This window comes from Amycolatopsis sp. BJA-103 (genome assembly GCF_002849735.1).
Taxonomy (GTDB): Bacteria; Actinomycetota; Actinomycetes; order Mycobacteriales; family Pseudonocardiaceae; genus Amycolatopsis.
On record NZ_CP017780.1, the window covers coordinates 1,661,225 to 1,678,233 of the forward strand.

Here is a 17,009-nt window from a genome sequence, read left to right on the forward strand (position 1 = left end):
GTCTTTGTCGAACGCCTGTTCGATCGACGTGAGGGCCCTCACGTCGATCGTCGACCGGCTAGGAAAGCTGCTCGTTGTAGTCAGGCAGCTTGAAGCCCTTTTCGTAGTTGCCGCCGGTGAAGTCGCCGGGGCGGTTCCCGACGTTGGCGATGATGGTGTACCCGGCGGCGGCGTACTCCTTGCGGCAGCGCTGTTTCGTGTCGGTCGCGTGGGACTCCGAGCTCTTGCGCACGCAGACGCGGTCCACCGGGTACCCGGCGTCGGTGAGCGCCTCCTTCGCGCCGCTCGCGCTGGAGCGGTAGCTGGCCACCAGTACCGAGACACCCTTTTCCTTGGCGTGCTTGATGAAAGCGAGCACGTCCGCGGTCGGTTCGCCGGGGTTGTAGTAGGTCTCGAGCGCGGTGTTGTCGATGTCGGTGACGACGGCCAGTTTCGAGCCGCCCTTGGCGATCCGCTCGTCGAGGTACGCCGTGCCGCCCTGCATCGCCGTGTGCACGTCGGACAGCCAGGTCCGGTAGCTCGGTACCGCGCTCGCGGAAGCGCTCGGAGTCGCGATGCCGAACGCCGCGCCGGTGAGGGCGGCGACAGCCAGGACGCGGGTGGTTCTGCTGTTCACTGTGGACCTTCTTTCGTCGCGGTTTTCCTGTGGCACAAGAACTGTGTGTCTCGAATATAACGAGACGGCTCCTTGTGGGAAACCCTCGGTGAAAGAATCCGTAAACAGAGAAACGCTATTCCCAGGTCCAGTGGAGACCGTGGATTCCGGGTGCCGCGTTCCGCCGCGACACGTGGACGGTGCGCGTGGCGTCGGGCCGCACGGTGGTCCACCCGGTGGTCCGGTTTTCGGGCGTGCGGGCACGCCAAGTCCGGCATGAGACCGGCTCCGCTCCGGGGGCGAAGACGACTTCACCGTGGTAGTGCCCCACGGATTCCGCGATCCTGCGGTGGTGGTTCTCGGCGACGATCGGCTGCGGATACTCCTGGACGAAGCCGATGGCCAGCCGTTCACCGCGTCGCAAAGTCCTGTCCAGCACCAATTCCGTCAGCGAGAAGCCCTCTTCGTCGAGTGTGAGCACCGTACCGGGACGGCAACCGCTGCCCTCGACCACCAGAGGCGGCGCAACGCCCGGCATGCTTCTGGCCGCGAAGATCATCGTGCGCGTCCGATCCTGTCTGGCCTCGACGAGCTCCCGCACCACGAGGCGGCCGGTGCAGCGGTCCGGCCGCACATGGAACGTCTCGTGCAATTCGATCTTGCGGACCGGCTTCATCAGGCTGTCCCTGAATTCTTCGAGCAAGGGCGGCAGAAAGGCTGGATGTCCCCACGCCCGATGCCGTCGATGGAGCGGTACCGCGGATCGCACACCGCGACCTCGTGGTCGCCGGGAACCGACCAGCCGGCGCAAGGAGCCCGTTGGCAACGCGAGCACTTCTTCCAGGATTTCCACCGCTCGAAGCGATTCCTCGCGTTCCGGCACGCTCCGGCCGCTCTGCCAATGGCTCAGGGTCATCGCGCTCACCGAGGCGTCTCGGGCGCGGAGGCGGTAGTTCAGCTGCCGGAGGCTGAGGCCTCGTGCCTGCGCCGCCATCGACAACGCGCGGCAGAACGGCCCGGTCCGCAGAGCCTCGGCGAATTCGTCGTTCTCGGTCATGGCTCACCTCGCCGCGACAGTTTGCAACGAGGGTTCACGGCACGCCACCGTCTTTCGCCGGTTGACAGCCGGGTGAATACGCTAAGCTCCGGCCTCCGATCACGAACGGGGAGTCCCATGCTTGAGCGGGTCGCGGACGGCGTGCTGGTCCACCAGAGCGAACTGCTCCGGAACAACACCATTGTCGTGCAGGGCGAGGATGGCGTGTTGCTCGTCGATGCCGGGATAACCGGCGGGGAAATGGTCTGTCTGGCGAATGATCTTCGTGAGTTGGGCCAGCCCGTCGTGGCGGGTTTCTCGACGCATCCCGATTGGGATCACGTACTTTGGCATGCCGAACTCGGCGATGTGCCTCGTTACGGCACGGCCCGCTGCGCCGCCGACATGCGCGATCTGCGGTCGGACGCGGACTGGAAGGCTCGCGCGGCCGAGGGATTACCGCCGGAAATCGCCGGGGAGACGCCGCTGGACCTGTTCGGTCTCATCACCGGTCTGCCCGCCGGAACCGCGCGAATTCCTTGGAACGGACCGGAAATCCGGATCATCGAGCATCCGGCGCATTCCCCGGGCCACGCGGCGTTGCTGATCGTGGAACGAGGGGTGCTCGCCGCCGGCGACATGCTCTCCGATGTCTTCGTCCCGATGCTCGACAACTTCAAGAGCACCAATGACCCGGTCGAGGAGTATCTCGTCGGGCTGCGGCTGCTCGAAGAAGTAGCGGACGACGTGGCCGTCGTGGTTCCCGGCCACGGATCCGTCGGCAGGGGTGACCAGGTACGCGCGCGGATCGAGCAGGACCGGGCGTACGTGCACGCCCTGCGTGACGCCCGGACGCCCGATGACCCGCGTATCGGCTCCTCGGCCGAGCCCGGCTGGGAGTGGGTGAGCGACATCCACGAAGGGCAGGCCCGGAGCGTCGCGGCGCGAGAGGACCCGGCCGGGAAAAATTGACCTGCGCCCGCCGGGAAGGCGGGGCACGATGGTCTCCATGATCGACACAGTCACGTCCGAGGATGGAACGCCGATCGCGCTCGAACGGCGCGGGGCGGGTCCGCCGGTAGTCGTCGTGGCAGGCGCGGCCAACGATCGTCACGGCGACGAGCCACTGGTCGCGGAGCTGACGGCCGAGTACTCCGTGGTGACCTACGACCGGCGGGGCCGGGGCGACAGCGGGAACAACGAACCGTACGCGGTCGAGCGCGAGATCGAAGACCTCGCCGCGGTGGTCGCTTCGCTCGGTGAGCCGGTGATCGTGCACGGCATCTCTTCCGGCGGCGCGCTGGCCTTCCTCGCCGCCGCGGCGGGAGTGCCGATGGCACGGCTTTCGGTCTTCGAGCCGCCGTATCGCGGCGAAGCGGAAGAAGTCCCCGAGGGGTACGCCGACGAGATGCGCGACCTGGTCGCGGCGGACCGCTGGGACGACGCCGTCGCGCTGTTCATGACCTCCGCGGTCGGCTCGCCCGCGGAGGCCGTCGCCGAGGCCAAGGCGACACCGATGTGGGCCGAGCTCCGGTCGTTCGCGCCGACTCTGGTCCACGACGCCCGGGTGATGGGCGATTCGAAGGTGCCGGGCGGACTGGAGTCGATCACGGCGCCGGTCCTCGTGGTGAACAGCAACGGCAGCACGGACTGGCTGAAGGCCGCCGCTCTCGCCGTCACGAAAGCGATCCCCGGAGCGAGGCAAGTGGAGCTGGACGGCGAGTTCCACAGTGTCCCGTCGGAGCGGCTCGTCCCGGAACTCAGCGCGTTCTACCGCGATCCTCGGTGAGCCGCAGGTAGGCCGCGCCGCGAGGGGAGATCCGGTAGCCGACTTCGAGACTGAGCGTCAGGCCGAGGTCCTTGAGTTTGCGGATGTCGACCTTCAACGCTTCCTTCTCACGGCCGAGAAGGTCGGCGAGCTCCTGGGCCCGGCGCCCGGGGTTGTCGTTGATGAGCCGCAGGGTTTCGCGGGTCCATGAGCGGCGCCTGTCCATCTTGGCCAGTCGTTTGCCGATGGCCTCGGTGTCCTTTTCGGACAGTTCGGTCTCCGCGCTGAGCGCGCGCCGCGGATCGGGGCCGAGATAGCGCAGGCGGATGCGGTAGACCGGGGCGTCCGCGGGGCCGCGCAGAGTCCCGCGGACCGCGTTCGCCGAGTCCGCCCCGGAGCGGCGGGCGTCGGCGTCGGTGATGGTGGCCGGATCGACGATCTCGACCGAGTCGACCTCGATCACCCCGGCCTCCAGGCGCATGACGTCACCGGGGTGGACGTTCTGTTTCGGCCAGCGCCGGAACGCCAGGTCGATCGTCCCGGCCGCGAGTCCTTCGAGGACCGTCATGGAGAGGATCACCGTCGTTACCCAATCAGCGGGACGGCGGAGCGTCAACATCTTGTCCGATGACGGTTCGTGCTCGTACAGTCGCAGCCTGGTCCTGGTCTGGACCACCGCCGCCCTGAGTGTGCAGGAGGCAGGATGCGGAGACGACTTCGGACCGCAGGGGTGGTCGCGGCGGCCGCTCTCGGCCTGGTGGCGTCGGCGATGCCGGCGAACGCCCAGGTCGGAACCGGGCCGTGGACGGCGGAGAACCCCTCGTTCAACGTCCAGGAACGCGGCTGCGGCAACGTCGACGGGCTCAACTTCGAACTGACCTGTTCGACCGGGAGCGGTGACCAGCGGGCCGAACGGCGCTACGTGACCTACACCGGCGGGACCCGGCAGTTCGAGGGCTCGTTCCGGATCACCAGCATGGCGGGCACCCGGATCAGCCTGAAACAGACCTTCCGTGACGCGCCGACCGCCGGTCCGTACTTCATGCTCGCGGTCGAACGCGGCGGGCGGCTCTACGCGGTCCACGGCGGGGAGACGCTGGGCAGCGGGGCGACCGTCGGGACGTCGGTGCGGGTCAACACCGTGCACCAGGTCGGGAGCACGCACAAGGTGTACATCAACGGCTCGCTGAAGCAGACAGTGAGCAGCAGCGGCGGCAGCTACTACGACAAGTTCGGCGCCTATCGGACGGCCAGTGGCGCCGGTCCGGTGAAAGTGACCTGGAGTGGGATCAAGTTCTGGCGGAAGTGAGCGGGGCCGCTGTCTGGTGAGGCTTCGTCGTCCGGTGGGGCTTCGGTCGGGTTGGTCGTGAGTGGCGTTTCGGGTTCTAACCCGAAACGCCACTCACGACCACCTGTACCGACGCGTTCCGGCACCTCACGGACCGCGGCGCCACCCGTCGAGGTCCGTCCACGCTTCGAGGGTCTGCCCGCTCTCGAACCGGCGGCGTTCGCGGGTGATCGGATCGGTGAACTCGAGGACCTTCGCCAGCAGTTGCAAGGGTTCGGTGAAGTCGTCGAGCGGGGTTTCGGTCAGGTCCGGGTAGAAGTCGTCGCCGAGAATCGGCAATCCGAGCCCGCTCATGTGGAGCCTGAGCTGGTGGGTGCGGCCGGTCGCGGGGTGCAGGCGGTAGCGGCCGAGGCCGTCGCGGTGCTCGATGAGTTCGACGCGGGTTTCGGCGTTGGGCGGCCCGTCGACTTCCTGCGCCGCGATGACCCCGCGTTCCTTGACGATGCGGCTGCTGATCTCGCGCGGCATCGAGACCGACGGATCGTAGCGGGCGATCGCCTCGTATTCCTTGTGTACCAAGCGATCCCGGAACATCGTCTGATACCTGCCGCGGACTTCGGGAGTGATCACGAACAGGACGAGTCCCGCGGTGACCCGGTCGAGCCGGTGCGCGGGGATGAGCATCGGGAGGTCGAGTTCGCGGCGGAGGCGGACCAGCGCGGTCTGCAGAATGTGCCGCCCGCGGGGGATCGTCGCGAGGAAATGTGGTTTGTCGGCGACCAGGAAATGCTCGTCGCGGTGCACGACGGAGACCTCGAACGGGACTTCGACCTCGTCGGGCAGATCGCGATGAAACCAGATGAACGAGTCCGGCACGAACGGCGAATCGACGTCGAGCGGCCCGTCCAGTCCGACGATGCGCTCCTCGCGGAGCATCTCCTCGATCCGCTCGGGCGAGACCCGGGGGAGCCGCTCGACGAGGTGTTCCCGCAACGTCGTCCACGGCCCCTCGGCGGGCATCTTGAGCCTCGCGGGGTCGAGCCCGTGACGGGGCGGGAGCGGCGGGCGGAGCTTACGTCTCATCACCGCTCAGCCTAGTCGTGACCAGGTCAGGGGATCGTCGCGCGTTGCGAAAGCCACTTTCGCAACCTTGAGCGTTGCGAAAGTGGCTTTCGCAACATCCTGGGAGTTGTCCACAGTGGGGCTGGTGTGGCGAGTTGTCCACAGGTCGGCGGACGGGGGTGGTGCGCGATCGGTTGCGTGCCGACGATCATGGCGTGAAAACCGGAGACTGGGCCCGTGATCCCGAGGGGCTCTATCAACACAGTCGTGGTGGCGTGATCACCGTCGCCCGGCTCGGGGAACTCGGTGTCCCATCCATGACCGCTTATCGCCGATGCCGTCCGGGAAAGCCGTGGCAACGACTGCTGCCGGGCATCGTGCTTCTGCACTCCGGAACGCCGACGCGGCGGCAGCTGGTCGATGCCGCACTCTTGTACGCGGGGCCGGACGCTGTGGTGACGGGAGCGGCTTCCTGCCGACGACAAGGGCTGCGGGCCTTGCCGGGCCATCCTTTCCGTGTCCATGTGCTTGTTCCGAACTCGCACAAGGTGGGCGCTTCCGGGCACGTGATCGTCGAGCGGACGTTCCGGATGCCGCAACCGATCGTCGAGGCGGGAGTGCCGCTGGCGCCTTTGGTCCGGTCGGTTCTCGACGAATGTCGTCGGCTTGGCTCACGACAGGAGGTTTCGGCTCTGCTGGCCGAGGCGGTACAGCGCGGCCTGAGCCTTCCGGAACTGTTCGCCGAACTCGACGCCGGGAGCAGTCGGGGCACGGCGATCCCCCGCGAAGCGTTGCATCGGATCGCCGACGGGGCTCGGTCGGCGGCAGAGGTCGATGCCATGAAGGTATGGCGAATGAGCGGTTTGCCGGAGCCGCAGTGGAATCACGAGCTACGGGACGAGAACGGCGAATACATCGCGACCCCCGATGGCTACTTCGTGGCGGTGGGACTGGCCTGGGAGATCGATTCGTACGACTTCCATTTCGGCAAGCAGCAGTACGCCGCGACAGTGGCTAGAAACGCCAGATACGCGGCCGCGGGAATCGCGGTTCTCCAAACCCTGCCCAGTCGACTGCGAACGGAACCGAAACGTGTTGCCTCCGAACTCGTCGCGGCCCATCGGGCAGCCATCGCCCGAAGCAGGGCAGCCTGACCCGCCGTCGCGCGTTGCGAAAGCCACTTTCGCAACCTTGAGCGTTGCGAAAGTGGCTTTCGCAACGCCCGGGCGAGCGGGGTCAGGCGTTCGGCGAGCGATAGCGCGCGAGATACCGCTCGGTGATGTCCGCCTCCGCGACCGCGATGGCCTCGGCGCGGGTCCGGCGGCCGGTGCCCGGCGGGAAGCCGTTCTTGGCGAGCCGGTGCTCGATGCTCTCCTCCATGTAGGCCATCGAGTAGAAGTACGCCACGAGCGCCGCCATCAGCACGATCGCCAGCCGCAGGGGGAGCGGGCCGGGCAGGAGCAGCCACACCGCGCACAGCGGGGCGATCATCACCGTGCTGCGGGCGACGTGCCGCCAGCGCCAGCTTCCGGTGGTCGCGTCGTGGAGGATCCAGTCGTGGTAGCGCTCGGGCAGCCTGCCGCCGAGTGAGTACCACAGCCAGCGGAACACATCCGGGCGCTTGCGGGGCATCGGACGACTCCCTTCCTTCGATGTTCGCCACAGTACACTAATGGTTAGTACACTAATCATTAGTGTCGTGCACGCCACGGCTAGGATCGGCGGCATGAACTCGGAAGGGCCGGAGATGAAGTCGATCGATCTGGGCGAGGACCCGCTCGCGCTGGAACGTCAGGTGTGTTTCGCGCTGTCGGTCGCGTCTCGCAGCGTCATCGCCATCTACCGTCCGCTGCTGGAGCCGCACGGGCTCACCCATCCGCAGTACCTCGTCATGCTGGCGCTGTGGGAGCGGGGGCCACAGGCGGTGAAGGACCTGAGTGTCGCTCTGCGCGCCGAGCCCGCGACGCTGTCACCGCTGCTCAAGCGGCTGGAGGCGATCGGTTACGTCACTCGCCGGCGTAGTGCCGAGGACGAGCGGCTGCTGACGGTCGAGCTGACGGAATCGGGTCGCGCGTTACGCGCGGAGGCCGAGAAGATCCCGTACCGCGTAGTGGAGAAGCTGGGCATGGAGGTCTCCGAGCTGGAGGCGCTGCACAAAGCACTGACTCGCGTCATCGAGGCCACGGCTTGAGCGAACCGAAACCGGGGTGTGACGAAATGAGGGTGTGAAGCCGCGCCCGGGTGGGTAATTCCCGTCACGCCAACTCAAGATGACAGGAAGCTGAGGGACCGTGACCACCTCGACCCCCGCCCCCACGGAAGCAGGTCTGGATCTCATGACCAGGCTGAACGCCTATCTGGAGGACGTGGCATCGGCGCTGGGGATACGGATGGATTCGTGCACGGCCGACCTCACCGGCCCGGTCACCGCCCGGATGAGGCTGAACTGGCGCCTTCCGGGTTTCCCCGAACGCGACGTCGATCTGCTGTGGCACGAGGAGCACGGCTGGTCGGCCGCGGTCGCGACGCACGCGGGCGACGAGCACCACGTCGTCGTCGCCTATCTCGGCGGACGGTCGGCCGCGTCGCCGCCGCGGCTGGTCGCGCGGTTCGCCGAGACCCTGCGCACCGGCGACCACCAGGACTGCTGGCCCGGTCCGCCGACGCTGCGCACCGCCGGCGGACCGTCCGCACTGGCCAAGGAGCTCTCCGCCTGGGCCTGATCACCCAGGCGGGGCGAGGACCACGTCGAGCGCGATCGCGATCTCCCGGCCGATCAGGAACCTCGGCGCGCGGAGACCGATCGCCTGCCGGTCGAAGACGCCCCGGGCACGCACCCGCCAGGTGCCGTCGCCGTTGTCTTCCGGCCCGGTCGCGGTCAGCGTGAGCGAGCATGACTCGCCGCGCGCGCCGAGAGTGCCTTCGATCGACCACTCGCCGGGGCCGCCTTCGACCCGGTCCGCCGCGAAAGTCAGCACAGGATGCGCGTCGAGCGCGAGCAGACCGGGTTTGCGCAGGTCGGCGTCGCGTTTGGCGTGCCCGGTGTCGATCCGGTCGAGGTTCAGCGCCGCTTCCACCGCGGTGACACCGCTCGCGGAGACCTTCACCGAACCCAGGCTGACCGGGATCGAGCCGTGGACCTCGCGGAATCCGAAGTTCCGGACGGTGAACGCGGCCGAGGTCCGCTCGGCGAGCACGGTCCAGGTGCCGGTGCGCGAGGACGTCCCGGCGGTCATCGCGGCTCACCCACCAGGCCGTGTGCGGGCAGGGACGTGTGGAGCACGCGGTGGACGTCGACCCGGTCCGGGCCGGGGAGCAGCGCGGGATCCTCACCGGGCAGCAGCTCCGTGCTCATGACCGCCTTCTGGACGGCTTCCAAAGCCTCGATCGAGTCGGTGAAGCCGAGCACGAGGCTGGAACGGTCTTCGGCGGTCAGGACGTAGAACCCGCCGACCCCGTCGAGCTTCCGGACGGCGGGCCAGATCCGTTCACGTCCGCCGAAGTCGGCGGCGTCGGCCTCGGCCCGGGTGAGCGGGCGGTCGAACCAGGTCGCCTGCGCGATCCGGGGTTCGGCCGCGCCGCTTTCGACGTCGGAGACCTCGTACACGCGAGCATCGGACGTGCCGGGAGTGCGGCGGTCGGCGGCGGCGAGCGCGGACCCGCGGTCGCGCCACAGCGCGACGACGAGCCCGGTCGCCCCGCCGACCTGGGCGAGGGTGCAGGTGCCCGGCGAACCGGTGCCGGGGTGCAGCTCGGCGGCGAGGGCGTGGCCCCAGCCGTCGGACTCGTCGGCGTGCGAACGCCGGAACTGGTGGACGGTGGCGTACATGGGCTTTCCTTTCCCGTCGGACACCCCGACTCTGCGCCGGCGGAGGCCCCCGGACATCAGTGCCAGTACGCAGGGCGATACGGAATCGGGCCCGGAGAGCGATACTCCTTCCGTGAACCGGGAACCGTTCGTGGGCCGTACGGGCGAACTGGCGAGCCTGCGCGGCAGGCTCGCCGACGCCGCCGCGGGCTCCGGCGGGCTCGTGCTCGTCTCCGGGCCGCCCGGGATCGGCAAGACCCGGCTGGTCGAGGAGGCGACGGCCTCGGCGTCCGGAGTCGTCTGGGGGCGGTGCGCCGACGACCCGGGCGCGCCGCCGCTGTGGCCGTGGCGGCGGGTCGTCGAGGCGCTGCCGTCGGTCGATTCGGCCGTGACGGCCGCGTTCGCCGAGACCGAGGGCGACGCCGACGTCCAAGCGGCACGCTTCCGGCTGGTGGCGGCCGCGGCCGACGCGCTGGTGGCCGCCGCGGAGCCGTCGGGCCTGGTCGTCGTCCTCGAAGACCTCCACTGGGCCGACGAGGCTTCCTTGCGCCTGCTGCGGCATCTCGCGGGGGAGTTGCGGCGCTCGAAGCTGGCCGTGATCGCGACGCATCGGGACACCGGGCACACCCCCGCGCTGGACGCCGCCCTGCCGGATCTCTTGCGCCGTCCTGGCGCGCGCAGCATCTCACTGCCGCCGCTGGCCGAGCCCGACGTCCGGGTGCTGCTCGCCGAACTGGCGGGATCGCCGCCCGCCGAGGGAGACGTCCGCGAGGCGCATCGCCGCTCCGGCGGGAATCCGCTCTATCTCGGCGCGATCGCGCGTTCGGCGGGCAGATCGGAACTCGGGCACCTCGTGCGCGCCGCGGTGGCGGCTCTGGAGCCCGGAGTGCGGCGGCTGATCGCCATCGCGGCGGTCCTCGGCGAGGACGTCGACGCCCCCGTGCTGGCGGAGGTGTCCGGTCTTCCGCTCGGAGACGTCGTCGACGGACTCGACCAAGCCGTCCAGGCCGGGGTGCTGGGTTCCGGCCGGTTCGCGCACGCCGTCGTCCGTGACGGTGTCTACGCGGATTTGGGCCAAGGTGAGCGGGAAGCGTTGCACGGCCGGGCCGCGGCCGCGCTCGAGGAACGCGCCCGGCGTGATCCCGCCTTGGCCGGGACCGTCGCGGGTCATTGGCTGCGCTCGGCGTCCGCGCCGGAGAAGACGGCGGAGTGGGCGGCGCTCGCTGCCGCCGAAGCGAACCGGGCACTGGCCTTCGACGAAGCGGCGCGATTCCTGGCGATCGCGCTGGACGCGCGCGCGAAGGCCGGACTGTCCGAAGTGGACCGTGGCGGGCTGCTGCTCGATCTCGCCGTCGCCGAATACCGGACCGGCCGGTTCGCGCGCAGTCTCGACCACGCCCGGCGTGCCGCCGATGCCGGACTGGTCGCCCGCGCGGCGCTGGTGGTCCGCGACGTCGCGGCGCCGGATCTCCTGCCGGGCATCCGCGATCTCGCCGCCCGCGCGCTCGCCGCGGACGGGGTCGACAAGACGACGCGGGCCCGCCTGCTGGCGCACAGCGCGTCGGTGGAAGCCGACTACGGCCGGTTCGCCGAAGCGGGGAAACTCGCCGACGAGGCGTTCGCGCTCGCTGAAGAGGACGGTGATCCCGAGGCGCTGGTCGACACCGTCCGCGCGCGGATGAAGGTCGCCCCGGAGACCCTGCCGCCGGCCGAGCGGCTGCGCCTCGGGGCACTCGCGGCCGAACTGGGCGCGCGGACCGGGCAGCCGCTGGTTTCCTTGTGGGGCCACAAATGGCGGATCGACGCCGCGCTGGAGGACGGGCGGATGGCGCTCGTCGACGATGAACTCGTCGCGGTGACGACGCTGGCGCGGCTGACCAGGCTGCCGCTGATCCGCTGGCACGATCTGCGGCTGCGCAGTTCGGTGCTGGCGTTGCGGGGAGATCTGGCCGAGGCACGCGAACTCGACTTCGAGGCGGAGGAACTGGCGGACACCGAACTCGCGGACGACTTCTCCGCGAAAGGGATGTCCTACGCGTTCCGTACCCAGCTCGTGTTGCTCACGGGGGATCCTCGCGATCTGCGAGGGGACTACGCGGCTTTGCTCGACCGGGCCCCGCATCTGCCGGTCACGCTGGTTTCACGGCCGTTGCTGAGCCTGATCACGGGCAACGTCGACGAGGCGAGGGTCCGGTACGAGCAACTGGTGCCCTTGGTGCGGAGCCCGGAGTTCGCACTGCACACGACCGGCGCGCTGCCCAACCTCGTGCCGCTGGTCGAGGCCTTCGGCGACGTCGAGATGGCGGAGTACCTGTTGCGGCGCCTCGAAGAGGTGCGGCCGATCGTGTCCGGCGGCGCCGGCGTCTTCTGCACCGGTTCGACGCTGGAACAGCCCGCGCGGCTGAACGCCCTTCTCGGCCGCCACGACGAGGCGGTGCGGCTGTACGAGCAGACGATCGTCGTCAACGAAAGCATCGGCGCCCGGCCGGGTGTCGCTTCGGCGAGGCTACTGCTCGCCGAAGTCCTGGTCGCCCGGGGCGATCTCGTTCGTGCGCAAGGGATCGCGCGCGAAGCTCTCGACGAGTTCCGTCGGCTGGTGATGCCGGGTCCGCTCGCGCGGGCCACGGCACTGCTCGACCGGATCCGCGCCGGACGCCGCGCCGCCGACCCGCTCACCGGCCGGGAACGCGAGATCGTCGTCCTGCTCGCCGACGCGCTGAGCAACCGCCGGATCGCCGAGAAGCTCGTGCTTTCCGAACGCACGGTGGAAAGCCACGTCCGGAGCATCCTGGCGAAACTGGGGCTGGCGAACCGGACCGAGGTCGTCGCGTGGGCGAGCAGGGAAGGCGTCAGGGACTGACGGTCAGCTTGCCGAGGACGCGGGCCACGATGGCGTCCAGATGGTCGTCGAGGAAGAAGTGCCCGCCCTTGAACACCTCCGTCTCGAAGGTGCCGGTGGTGTGCTCGCGCCAGTTTTCGAGATCGGGTACGTCCAGGACCGGGTCCGCGTCGCCGGCGAGCGCCACGATCGGGCAGCTCACGTCGGGGCCCGGCCGGTAGCGGTAGGTCTCGACGGCCTTGTAGTCGCCGCGCAGCGCGGGCAACGCGAGGGCACGGATGTCCGGGTCGTCGAGGATCATCGCGGCCGTGCCGCCGAGACGGCTGACCTCGGCCAGGAACGTGGCGTCGTCGGCGAGATGGTGCATTTTTTCCTTGTGCAGGTCCGGTCCGCGGCGGGCCGAGACGAACAGCGCCGCCGGAACCAGGCCGCGCGCTTCGAGCAGCCGGGCGACCTCGAACGCGACGATGGCGCCCATGCTGTGGCCGAAGAGGGCGAAGGGCTTCGGGAGCGCGGCGACGACGTCCACCAGCTGCTCGGAGAGGGCGTGCAGATCGTCGATGACCGGCTCGCCCATGCGGTCCTGCCGTCCCGGGTACTGGGCGGTGTGCACCTCGAGGGTGGGGGAGAGGGCCGCCGCGAGCGGGCGATACGCGCTCGCCGAGCCACCGGCGTGCGGGAAGACGACGAGCCGCGTCTCGGCCGCCGGTGCCGGGTGGAAGCATCGCGTCCAGCCGCGTAGAGCCTGCCCTGCCATCGAAAAATCCCCCAATCCGTGCGGGAACGGCCCGCACAACACTGGAATGTACGGGGGATTCGCGGGGCGAGTCCATGCTTGTGCGGGGTTGTTCACGCCGGGGCCGGGTGGGAACACTGGACACCGGCCCGCATCCAGGGCCCGCGGAAGGGAGCGAGTGTGGCGGAGGACCTGAAGATCAGGGTCGGCGCGGGATTGGGGACCGGGACGGCGCCCGAGGAGTTCGGTGCCGCTGTCGACCTGCTGGAGCAGGCGGGCATCGATTCGCTCTGGCTGCCCGAGGCGGTGTACTCGCCCAGAATCGACCCGGTCGTCGGGCTGACGCACGCGCTCGCCCGCACCTCGAAACTGAAGGTCGGCACGGGCGTGATGGTGCTGCCCGGCCGCGACCCGGTGCTGGTCGCCAAACAACTCGCCTCCCTCGCCGCGCTCGCACCGAAAAGGGTCCTCCCGGTCTTCGGCCTGAAGCCCGCGCGCGACGCGGAACTGCCGCTGTTCCCGGTGCCGCCCGGCCGCCGCGCCGCGGTGTTCGACGAGTCGTTGCTCCTGATCAAGGCGCTGCTGGAACAGGAAGAGGTGACCTTCGAGGGCGAGTTCTTCCGGGTCGAGGGCGTGGGGCTCGGCATGCGCCCACTGAAACGGCTCGACCTCTGGCTCGGCGGGAAGGCACCCGGCGCGCTGCGGCGGATCGGCAGGCTCGCGGACGGCTGGCTGGCAAGTTTCCTGACACCGGAGGAGGCGCGCGCGGGCCGCGAGGCGATCCAGGAGGCCGCCGCCGAGGCGGACCGGGAGGTCGAGGCCGACCACTTCGGGATCAGTCTCATCGTCGCCGAGGACGGGATCCCGGACGCGCTCGCGGCCTCGGTCGCGGCACGGTCCGACGCGGATCCGTCGCGGCTGATCGCGGGCAGCTGGAGCGCCGCCCGCGACCTGATCGCCGAGTACATCGACGCCGGGCTGAGCAAGTTCGTGCTCTACCCGGCCGGGCCGGAGCCGATCGAGCGGTTCGTGGAGAGCTTCGTCGAGCACGCCGTCCCGATGCAGAACTAGCCGGGGGCCTTCACGTACTTCAGTCGAACTTCAGCTCTTCGGTCCGCCGCGGCATCAGCAGCAGCGCGCCGACGCTGAGCACGGCGACCACCAGCATCGCCAGGAAGACGTGGTGCGTGGCGTCCGCGAGGGCGCCGCGCACGAACGTCGTCGTCGGGGTGTCCGGGCCATGGCCCTCCAGGACGACGCTGGTCGCGTCGACGCCCGACGGCAGGCCGACGACCCCGGCGGGCGGGTTCGCGAAGCGGTTCGCGAGGGTGGCGTTCGCGATCGCGCCGAACATCGCCACGCCGACCGCGCTGCCCAGCGAGCGGCTGAACATGTTGGTCGCGGTGACGACGCCGCGGCGTTCCCAGCCGATGGTGGACTGCACGGCGATCAGTGTCGGGCTCGACGCCAGGCCCAGCCCGATCCCGAGGACGAACGCGGCCGCGGCCGCCAGCCAGATCGACGAACCCGCCGCCAGGAACACCGTGAGCGCCGCGCCCGCGATGACGATCCCGCTGCCGATCAGCGCGGTGTCCCGGAACCCGATCCGCATGTAGACCCGGCCCGCCAGCGACGCCGAGATCGGCCAGCCGACGGTCAGCGCCGCCAGCGCGAATCCGGCGACGAGCGCGCCGGTGCCGAGCACACCCTGGGAGAAGGTCGGCAGGTACGAGGTGAGGCCCATCAGCAGCATGCCGACGACGACGGCGACCAGGTTGCCGCCGATCAGCGTCCGTTTGGTGAAGATCCACAGCGGCAGGACCGGTTCTTCGGCCTTGCGTTCCACGAACACGAACGACACCAGCAGCACCACAGAGGCGGCGAAGATCGCCAGGCTCGGCGCGGACGCCCAGCCCCAGGCGACCCCGCCCTCCAGCAGGCCGAGGATCAGCAGCGAGCAGCCGAGGGTGAGCAGCGTGGCGCCGAGGTAGTCGATGCGGTGCGAGCGGCGTTCGACGCGCTCGCGGAAGTTCCGGTGCAGCATCCACGCCGCCAGCGCGCCGAGCGGCAGGTTGATGAAGAAGATCCAGCGCCAGTCGAGGTACTCGGCGAACACGCCGCCCAGTGTCGGGCCGATCACCGACGAGATGGCCCATACGCTGGCGAGATAGCCCTGCACCCTGGCGCGTTCCTCGACCGTGTACATGTCGCCGACCATGGTCAGCGCGATCGGCTGGATGGCACCGGCGCCGATGCCCTGCACCGCGCGGGCGGCGATCAGCACCGGCATGCTCCAGGCCGCGCCGCAGAGCACCGAGCCCAGCAGGAACGCCGCGATCCCGAAGAACATCACCGGCCGCCTGCCGAGCACGTCGGCGAACTTGCCGTACAGCGGCACGGTGACCGCCTGGGTCAGCAGGTAGATCGAGAACAGCCACGGGAACTGCGAGAACCCGCCCAGGTCCGCGACCACCGACGGAACCGCCGTCGCGATGATGGTCGAGTCCAGGGCGATCAGGCCGGAGCACAGCATCACGGCGATCAGGACGGGGCCGCGTGCGGAGCGGAAACCGACCCCTTCCTTCGCGGTGACCGGGGCCGGGGTGGTCATCTGTGGCGGTCTCCTCGGGCTCATGAAGGGCGTCAACTGCTTCGCATGGGTAAGCATTCCATGGAGACACCCGGTCATGGGATCGATTTGTTCCGTGAGGTTTCCCGCAAAATGGGTCGGATGAGCACTTGGATCCGCCCGATCGACCGTGGCTGGGTTGTCCGCGACACCGTCCCGGGGCCCGACGTCGACGAGTTCGCCGACCCGGACCGGGTCGTCGCCGCGCTCGCGGAGGCGCGAGGTGACACCCTGCTGGCGGTCCAGCATCCGGCCAGAACCCCGGCCGCGCTGGCGGGCGGCCTCTCGATCGAGGCTGCGCTGCCGCAGGCCAGAGCGACGTTCGAGCGTATCCGCGAACGGCACTACCGTCCGGTCACCGCCGTCGTCGCGCCGTACCGCATCGACGGGCCGGACGGGGTCGCGCTGGGCGTGCTGTGCCTGGTCGACCCCGCCGCGGTCCGGGACGACGGGGTGACGCGGGTCCGGCACACCGAGGACGTCTATCCGGATGTCGTCGCGGAGCGTGCCGCGATGCTCGCCGGACTCGGGGTCGCCACGAGCGCCGCCATGCTGGTGCCCGCGACCGGTGGCCGCGAGCTGACCGCGCTGATCGAACGGACCTGCCGGGGGCAGGTGCCCACGCTGTCCACAGTGGACGGCGTGGGCCGCAAACACCAGCTGTGGCTCACCGGTCCCGGCGACGGCCAGTCCGAGCTGCTGGCGGCCCTGGACGAGATGGATCTCCTGGTCGCGGACGGCAACCACCGCGTCGCGGCCGCCGCGGAGTCGGGGCGCGGCGCGCTGCTGGCGCTGGTCACCGGGGGACCGGGACTGCGGATCGGGCCCATCCACCGGGCGCTCACCGGCACCGGCCTCGACGCGGGCACGCTGGTCCGGCGATGGACCGAGGCGGGGTTCGACGTGCATCCCGGCAGTCCGGAGCCGCCCGCCGAGGCAGGTGAGGTGACCGTGCTGGCGGGAGCGTCGGCATTCCGGGTCGTGCTCGGCAAGGCGGGCCTCGACCACGCCCTGGTCGAGCAGGAGTTGCTCCGCGGGGCGCTCGGCGTCGATCCGGAAGGGCCGAACCTGCGGCCGCTGCTGCCGGGCGCCCCGGTGCCCGAAGACGCGGACGCGGTGTTGCTGCTGGCCCCGGTCCCGTACGCGGAGGTGCTCGCCGTGCACGCGGCCGGGTCGCGGATGCCGAGGAAGGCCACTTATTTCACGCCGAAACCACGCAGCGGATTGTTGCTGGCGGAGCTCTGACGT

At 69.8% G+C, this 17,009-nt stretch carries 18 protein-coding genes; 9 read left to right on the forward strand and 9 right to left on the reverse strand.

Annotation, left to right across the window (positions count from 1 at the left end; translation table 11 throughout):
• Window positions 1-58 precede the first annotated feature (58 nt).
• Window positions 59-616 carry an HAD family acid phosphatase gene (locus BKN51_RS07445; protein ID WP_101606914.1) on the reverse strand — a complete coding sequence of 186 codons (558 nt, stop codon included), beginning with the start codon at window positions 614-616 and terminating at the stop codon, window positions 59-61.
• A 115-nt stretch (window positions 617-731) separates the two neighbouring features.
• Entirely contained in the window at window positions 732-1,652 is a 921-nt protein-coding gene (locus tag BKN51_RS07450; RefSeq protein ID WP_101606915.1) for a hypothetical protein, read from the reverse strand.
• A 117-nt stretch (window positions 1,653-1,769) separates the two neighbouring features.
• On the opposite strand from BKN51_RS07450, the gene BKN51_RS07455 reads away from it, so the two are divergent.
• Together BKN51_RS07455 and BKN51_RS07460 are read left to right on the forward strand one after the other, a co-directional pair.
• Window positions 1,770-2,603, forward strand: coding sequence for an MBL fold metallo-hydrolase (locus tag BKN51_RS07455; protein ID WP_101606916.1), 834 nt, complete (start codon window positions 1,770-1,772; stop codon window positions 2,601-2,603).
• 37 nt (window positions 2,604-2,640) lie between these two features.
• Window positions 2,641-3,420: an alpha/beta fold hydrolase gene (locus tag BKN51_RS07460; protein ID WP_233224050.1), complete on the forward strand. Its 780-nt coding sequence runs from the start codon at window positions 2,641-2,643 to the stop codon at window positions 3,418-3,420.
• Here the strand turns inward: BKN51_RS07460 and BKN51_RS07465 are convergent.
• A complete protein-coding gene (locus tag BKN51_RS07465) occupies window positions 3,392-3,967 on the reverse strand; it encodes a hypothetical protein (protein WP_101606918.1) in 576 nt (191 codons plus the stop codon). The genes BKN51_RS07460 and BKN51_RS07465 overlap by 29 nt on opposite strands.
• A 135-nt stretch (window positions 3,968-4,102) precedes the next feature.
• Here BKN51_RS07465 and BKN51_RS07470 point away from each other — a divergent pair, with 135 nt between their 5' ends.
• The gene (locus BKN51_RS07470) at window positions 4,103-4,708 is read left to right on the forward strand and encodes a hypothetical protein (RefSeq protein ID WP_101606919.1); all 606 of its coding nucleotides are present in this window, start codon (window positions 4,103-4,105) and stop codon (window positions 4,706-4,708) included.
• A 126-nt stretch (window positions 4,709-4,834) separates the two neighbouring features.
• Here BKN51_RS07470 and BKN51_RS07475 read toward each other — a convergent pair whose 3' ends face one another.
• Window positions 4,835-5,770 carry a pseudouridine synthase gene (locus tag BKN51_RS07475; protein ID WP_101606920.1) on the reverse strand — a complete coding sequence of 312 codons (936 nt, stop codon included), beginning with the start codon at window positions 5,768-5,770 and terminating at the stop codon, window positions 4,835-4,837.
• A gap of 194 nt (window positions 5,771-5,964) precedes the next feature.
• Between BKN51_RS07475 and BKN51_RS43480 the strand changes: the two genes are divergently transcribed.
• On the forward strand, window positions 5,965-6,903 hold the full coding sequence (locus BKN51_RS43480) for a hypothetical protein (protein ID WP_168214287.1): 939 nt from the start codon (window positions 5,965-5,967) through the stop codon (window positions 6,901-6,903).
• 82 nt (window positions 6,904-6,985) lie between these two features.
• Here BKN51_RS43480 and BKN51_RS07485 read toward each other — a convergent pair whose 3' ends face one another.
• Window positions 6,986-7,381: a DUF5313 domain-containing protein gene (locus BKN51_RS07485; RefSeq protein ID WP_101606921.1), complete on the reverse strand. Its 396-nt coding sequence runs from the start codon at window positions 7,379-7,381 to the stop codon at window positions 6,986-6,988.
• 115 nt (window positions 7,382-7,496) lie between these two features.
• Here BKN51_RS07485 and BKN51_RS07490 point away from each other — a divergent pair, with 115 nt between their 5' ends.
• Both BKN51_RS07490 and BKN51_RS07495 read left to right on the forward strand, forming a co-directional pair.
• Window positions 7,497-7,940: a MarR family winged helix-turn-helix transcriptional regulator gene (locus tag BKN51_RS07490; RefSeq protein ID WP_101613097.1), complete on the forward strand. Its 444-nt coding sequence runs from the start codon at window positions 7,497-7,499 to the stop codon at window positions 7,938-7,940.
• Between the two features lie 100 nt (window positions 7,941-8,040).
• Window positions 8,041-8,472 carry a DUF6292 family protein gene (locus BKN51_RS07495; RefSeq protein ID WP_101606922.1) on the forward strand — a complete coding sequence of 144 codons (432 nt, stop codon included), beginning with the start codon at window positions 8,041-8,043 and terminating at the stop codon, window positions 8,470-8,472.
• Here the strand turns inward: BKN51_RS07495 and BKN51_RS07500 are convergent, their stop codons facing one another.
• Both BKN51_RS07500 and BKN51_RS07505 read right to left on the reverse strand, forming a co-directional pair.
• Window positions 8,473-8,985, reverse strand: a complete 513-nt coding sequence (locus tag BKN51_RS07500; RefSeq protein ID WP_101606923.1) for a YceI family protein — start codon at window positions 8,983-8,985, stop codon at window positions 8,473-8,475. It abuts the gene before it with no gap.
• Window positions 8,982-9,578 carry a hypothetical protein gene (locus tag BKN51_RS07505; RefSeq protein ID WP_233224040.1) on the reverse strand — a complete coding sequence of 199 codons (597 nt, stop codon included), beginning with the start codon at window positions 9,576-9,578 and terminating at the stop codon, window positions 8,982-8,984. Before BKN51_RS07505 ends, BKN51_RS07500 begins: the two co-directional genes overlap by 4 nt.
• A 112-nt stretch (window positions 9,579-9,690) precedes the next feature.
• Here BKN51_RS07505 and BKN51_RS07510 point away from each other — a divergent pair, with 112 nt between their 5' ends.
• The gene (locus BKN51_RS07510; RefSeq protein WP_101606924.1) at window positions 9,691-12,417 is read left to right on the forward strand and encodes an ATP-binding protein; all 2,727 of its coding nucleotides are present in this window, start codon (window positions 9,691-9,693) and stop codon (window positions 12,415-12,417) included.
• Here BKN51_RS07510 and BKN51_RS07515 read toward each other — a convergent pair.
• Window positions 12,407-13,153, reverse strand: coding sequence for a thioesterase II family protein (locus BKN51_RS07515; protein ID WP_101606925.1), 747 nt, complete (start codon window positions 13,151-13,153; stop codon window positions 12,407-12,409). The genes BKN51_RS07510 and BKN51_RS07515 overlap by 11 nt on opposite strands.
• Window positions 13,154-13,312: 159 nt before the next feature.
• Between BKN51_RS07515 and BKN51_RS07520 the strand changes: the two genes are divergently transcribed.
• The gene (locus BKN51_RS07520) at window positions 13,313-14,203 is read left to right on the forward strand and encodes a TIGR03854 family LLM class F420-dependent oxidoreductase (protein ID WP_101606926.1); all 891 of its coding nucleotides are present in this window, start codon (window positions 13,313-13,315) and stop codon (window positions 14,201-14,203) included.
• A gap of 19 nt (window positions 14,204-14,222) precedes the next feature.
• On the opposite strand, the gene BKN51_RS07525 is transcribed toward BKN51_RS07520, so the two are convergent.
• On the reverse strand, window positions 14,223-15,743 hold the full coding sequence (locus BKN51_RS07525) for an MDR family MFS transporter (RefSeq protein ID WP_101606927.1): 1,521 nt from the start codon (window positions 15,741-15,743) through the stop codon (window positions 14,223-14,225).
• Window positions 15,744-15,854: 111 nt separating this feature from the next.
• Here BKN51_RS07525 and BKN51_RS07530 point away from each other — a divergent pair, with 111 nt between their 5' ends.
• Window positions 15,855-17,006 (forward strand): DUF1015 family protein, encoded by a 1,152-nt coding sequence (locus tag BKN51_RS07530; protein WP_101613099.1) that lies wholly within the window; start codon window positions 15,855-15,857, stop codon window positions 17,004-17,006.
• The last annotated feature ends 3 nt before the right edge of the window (window positions 17,007-17,009 follow it).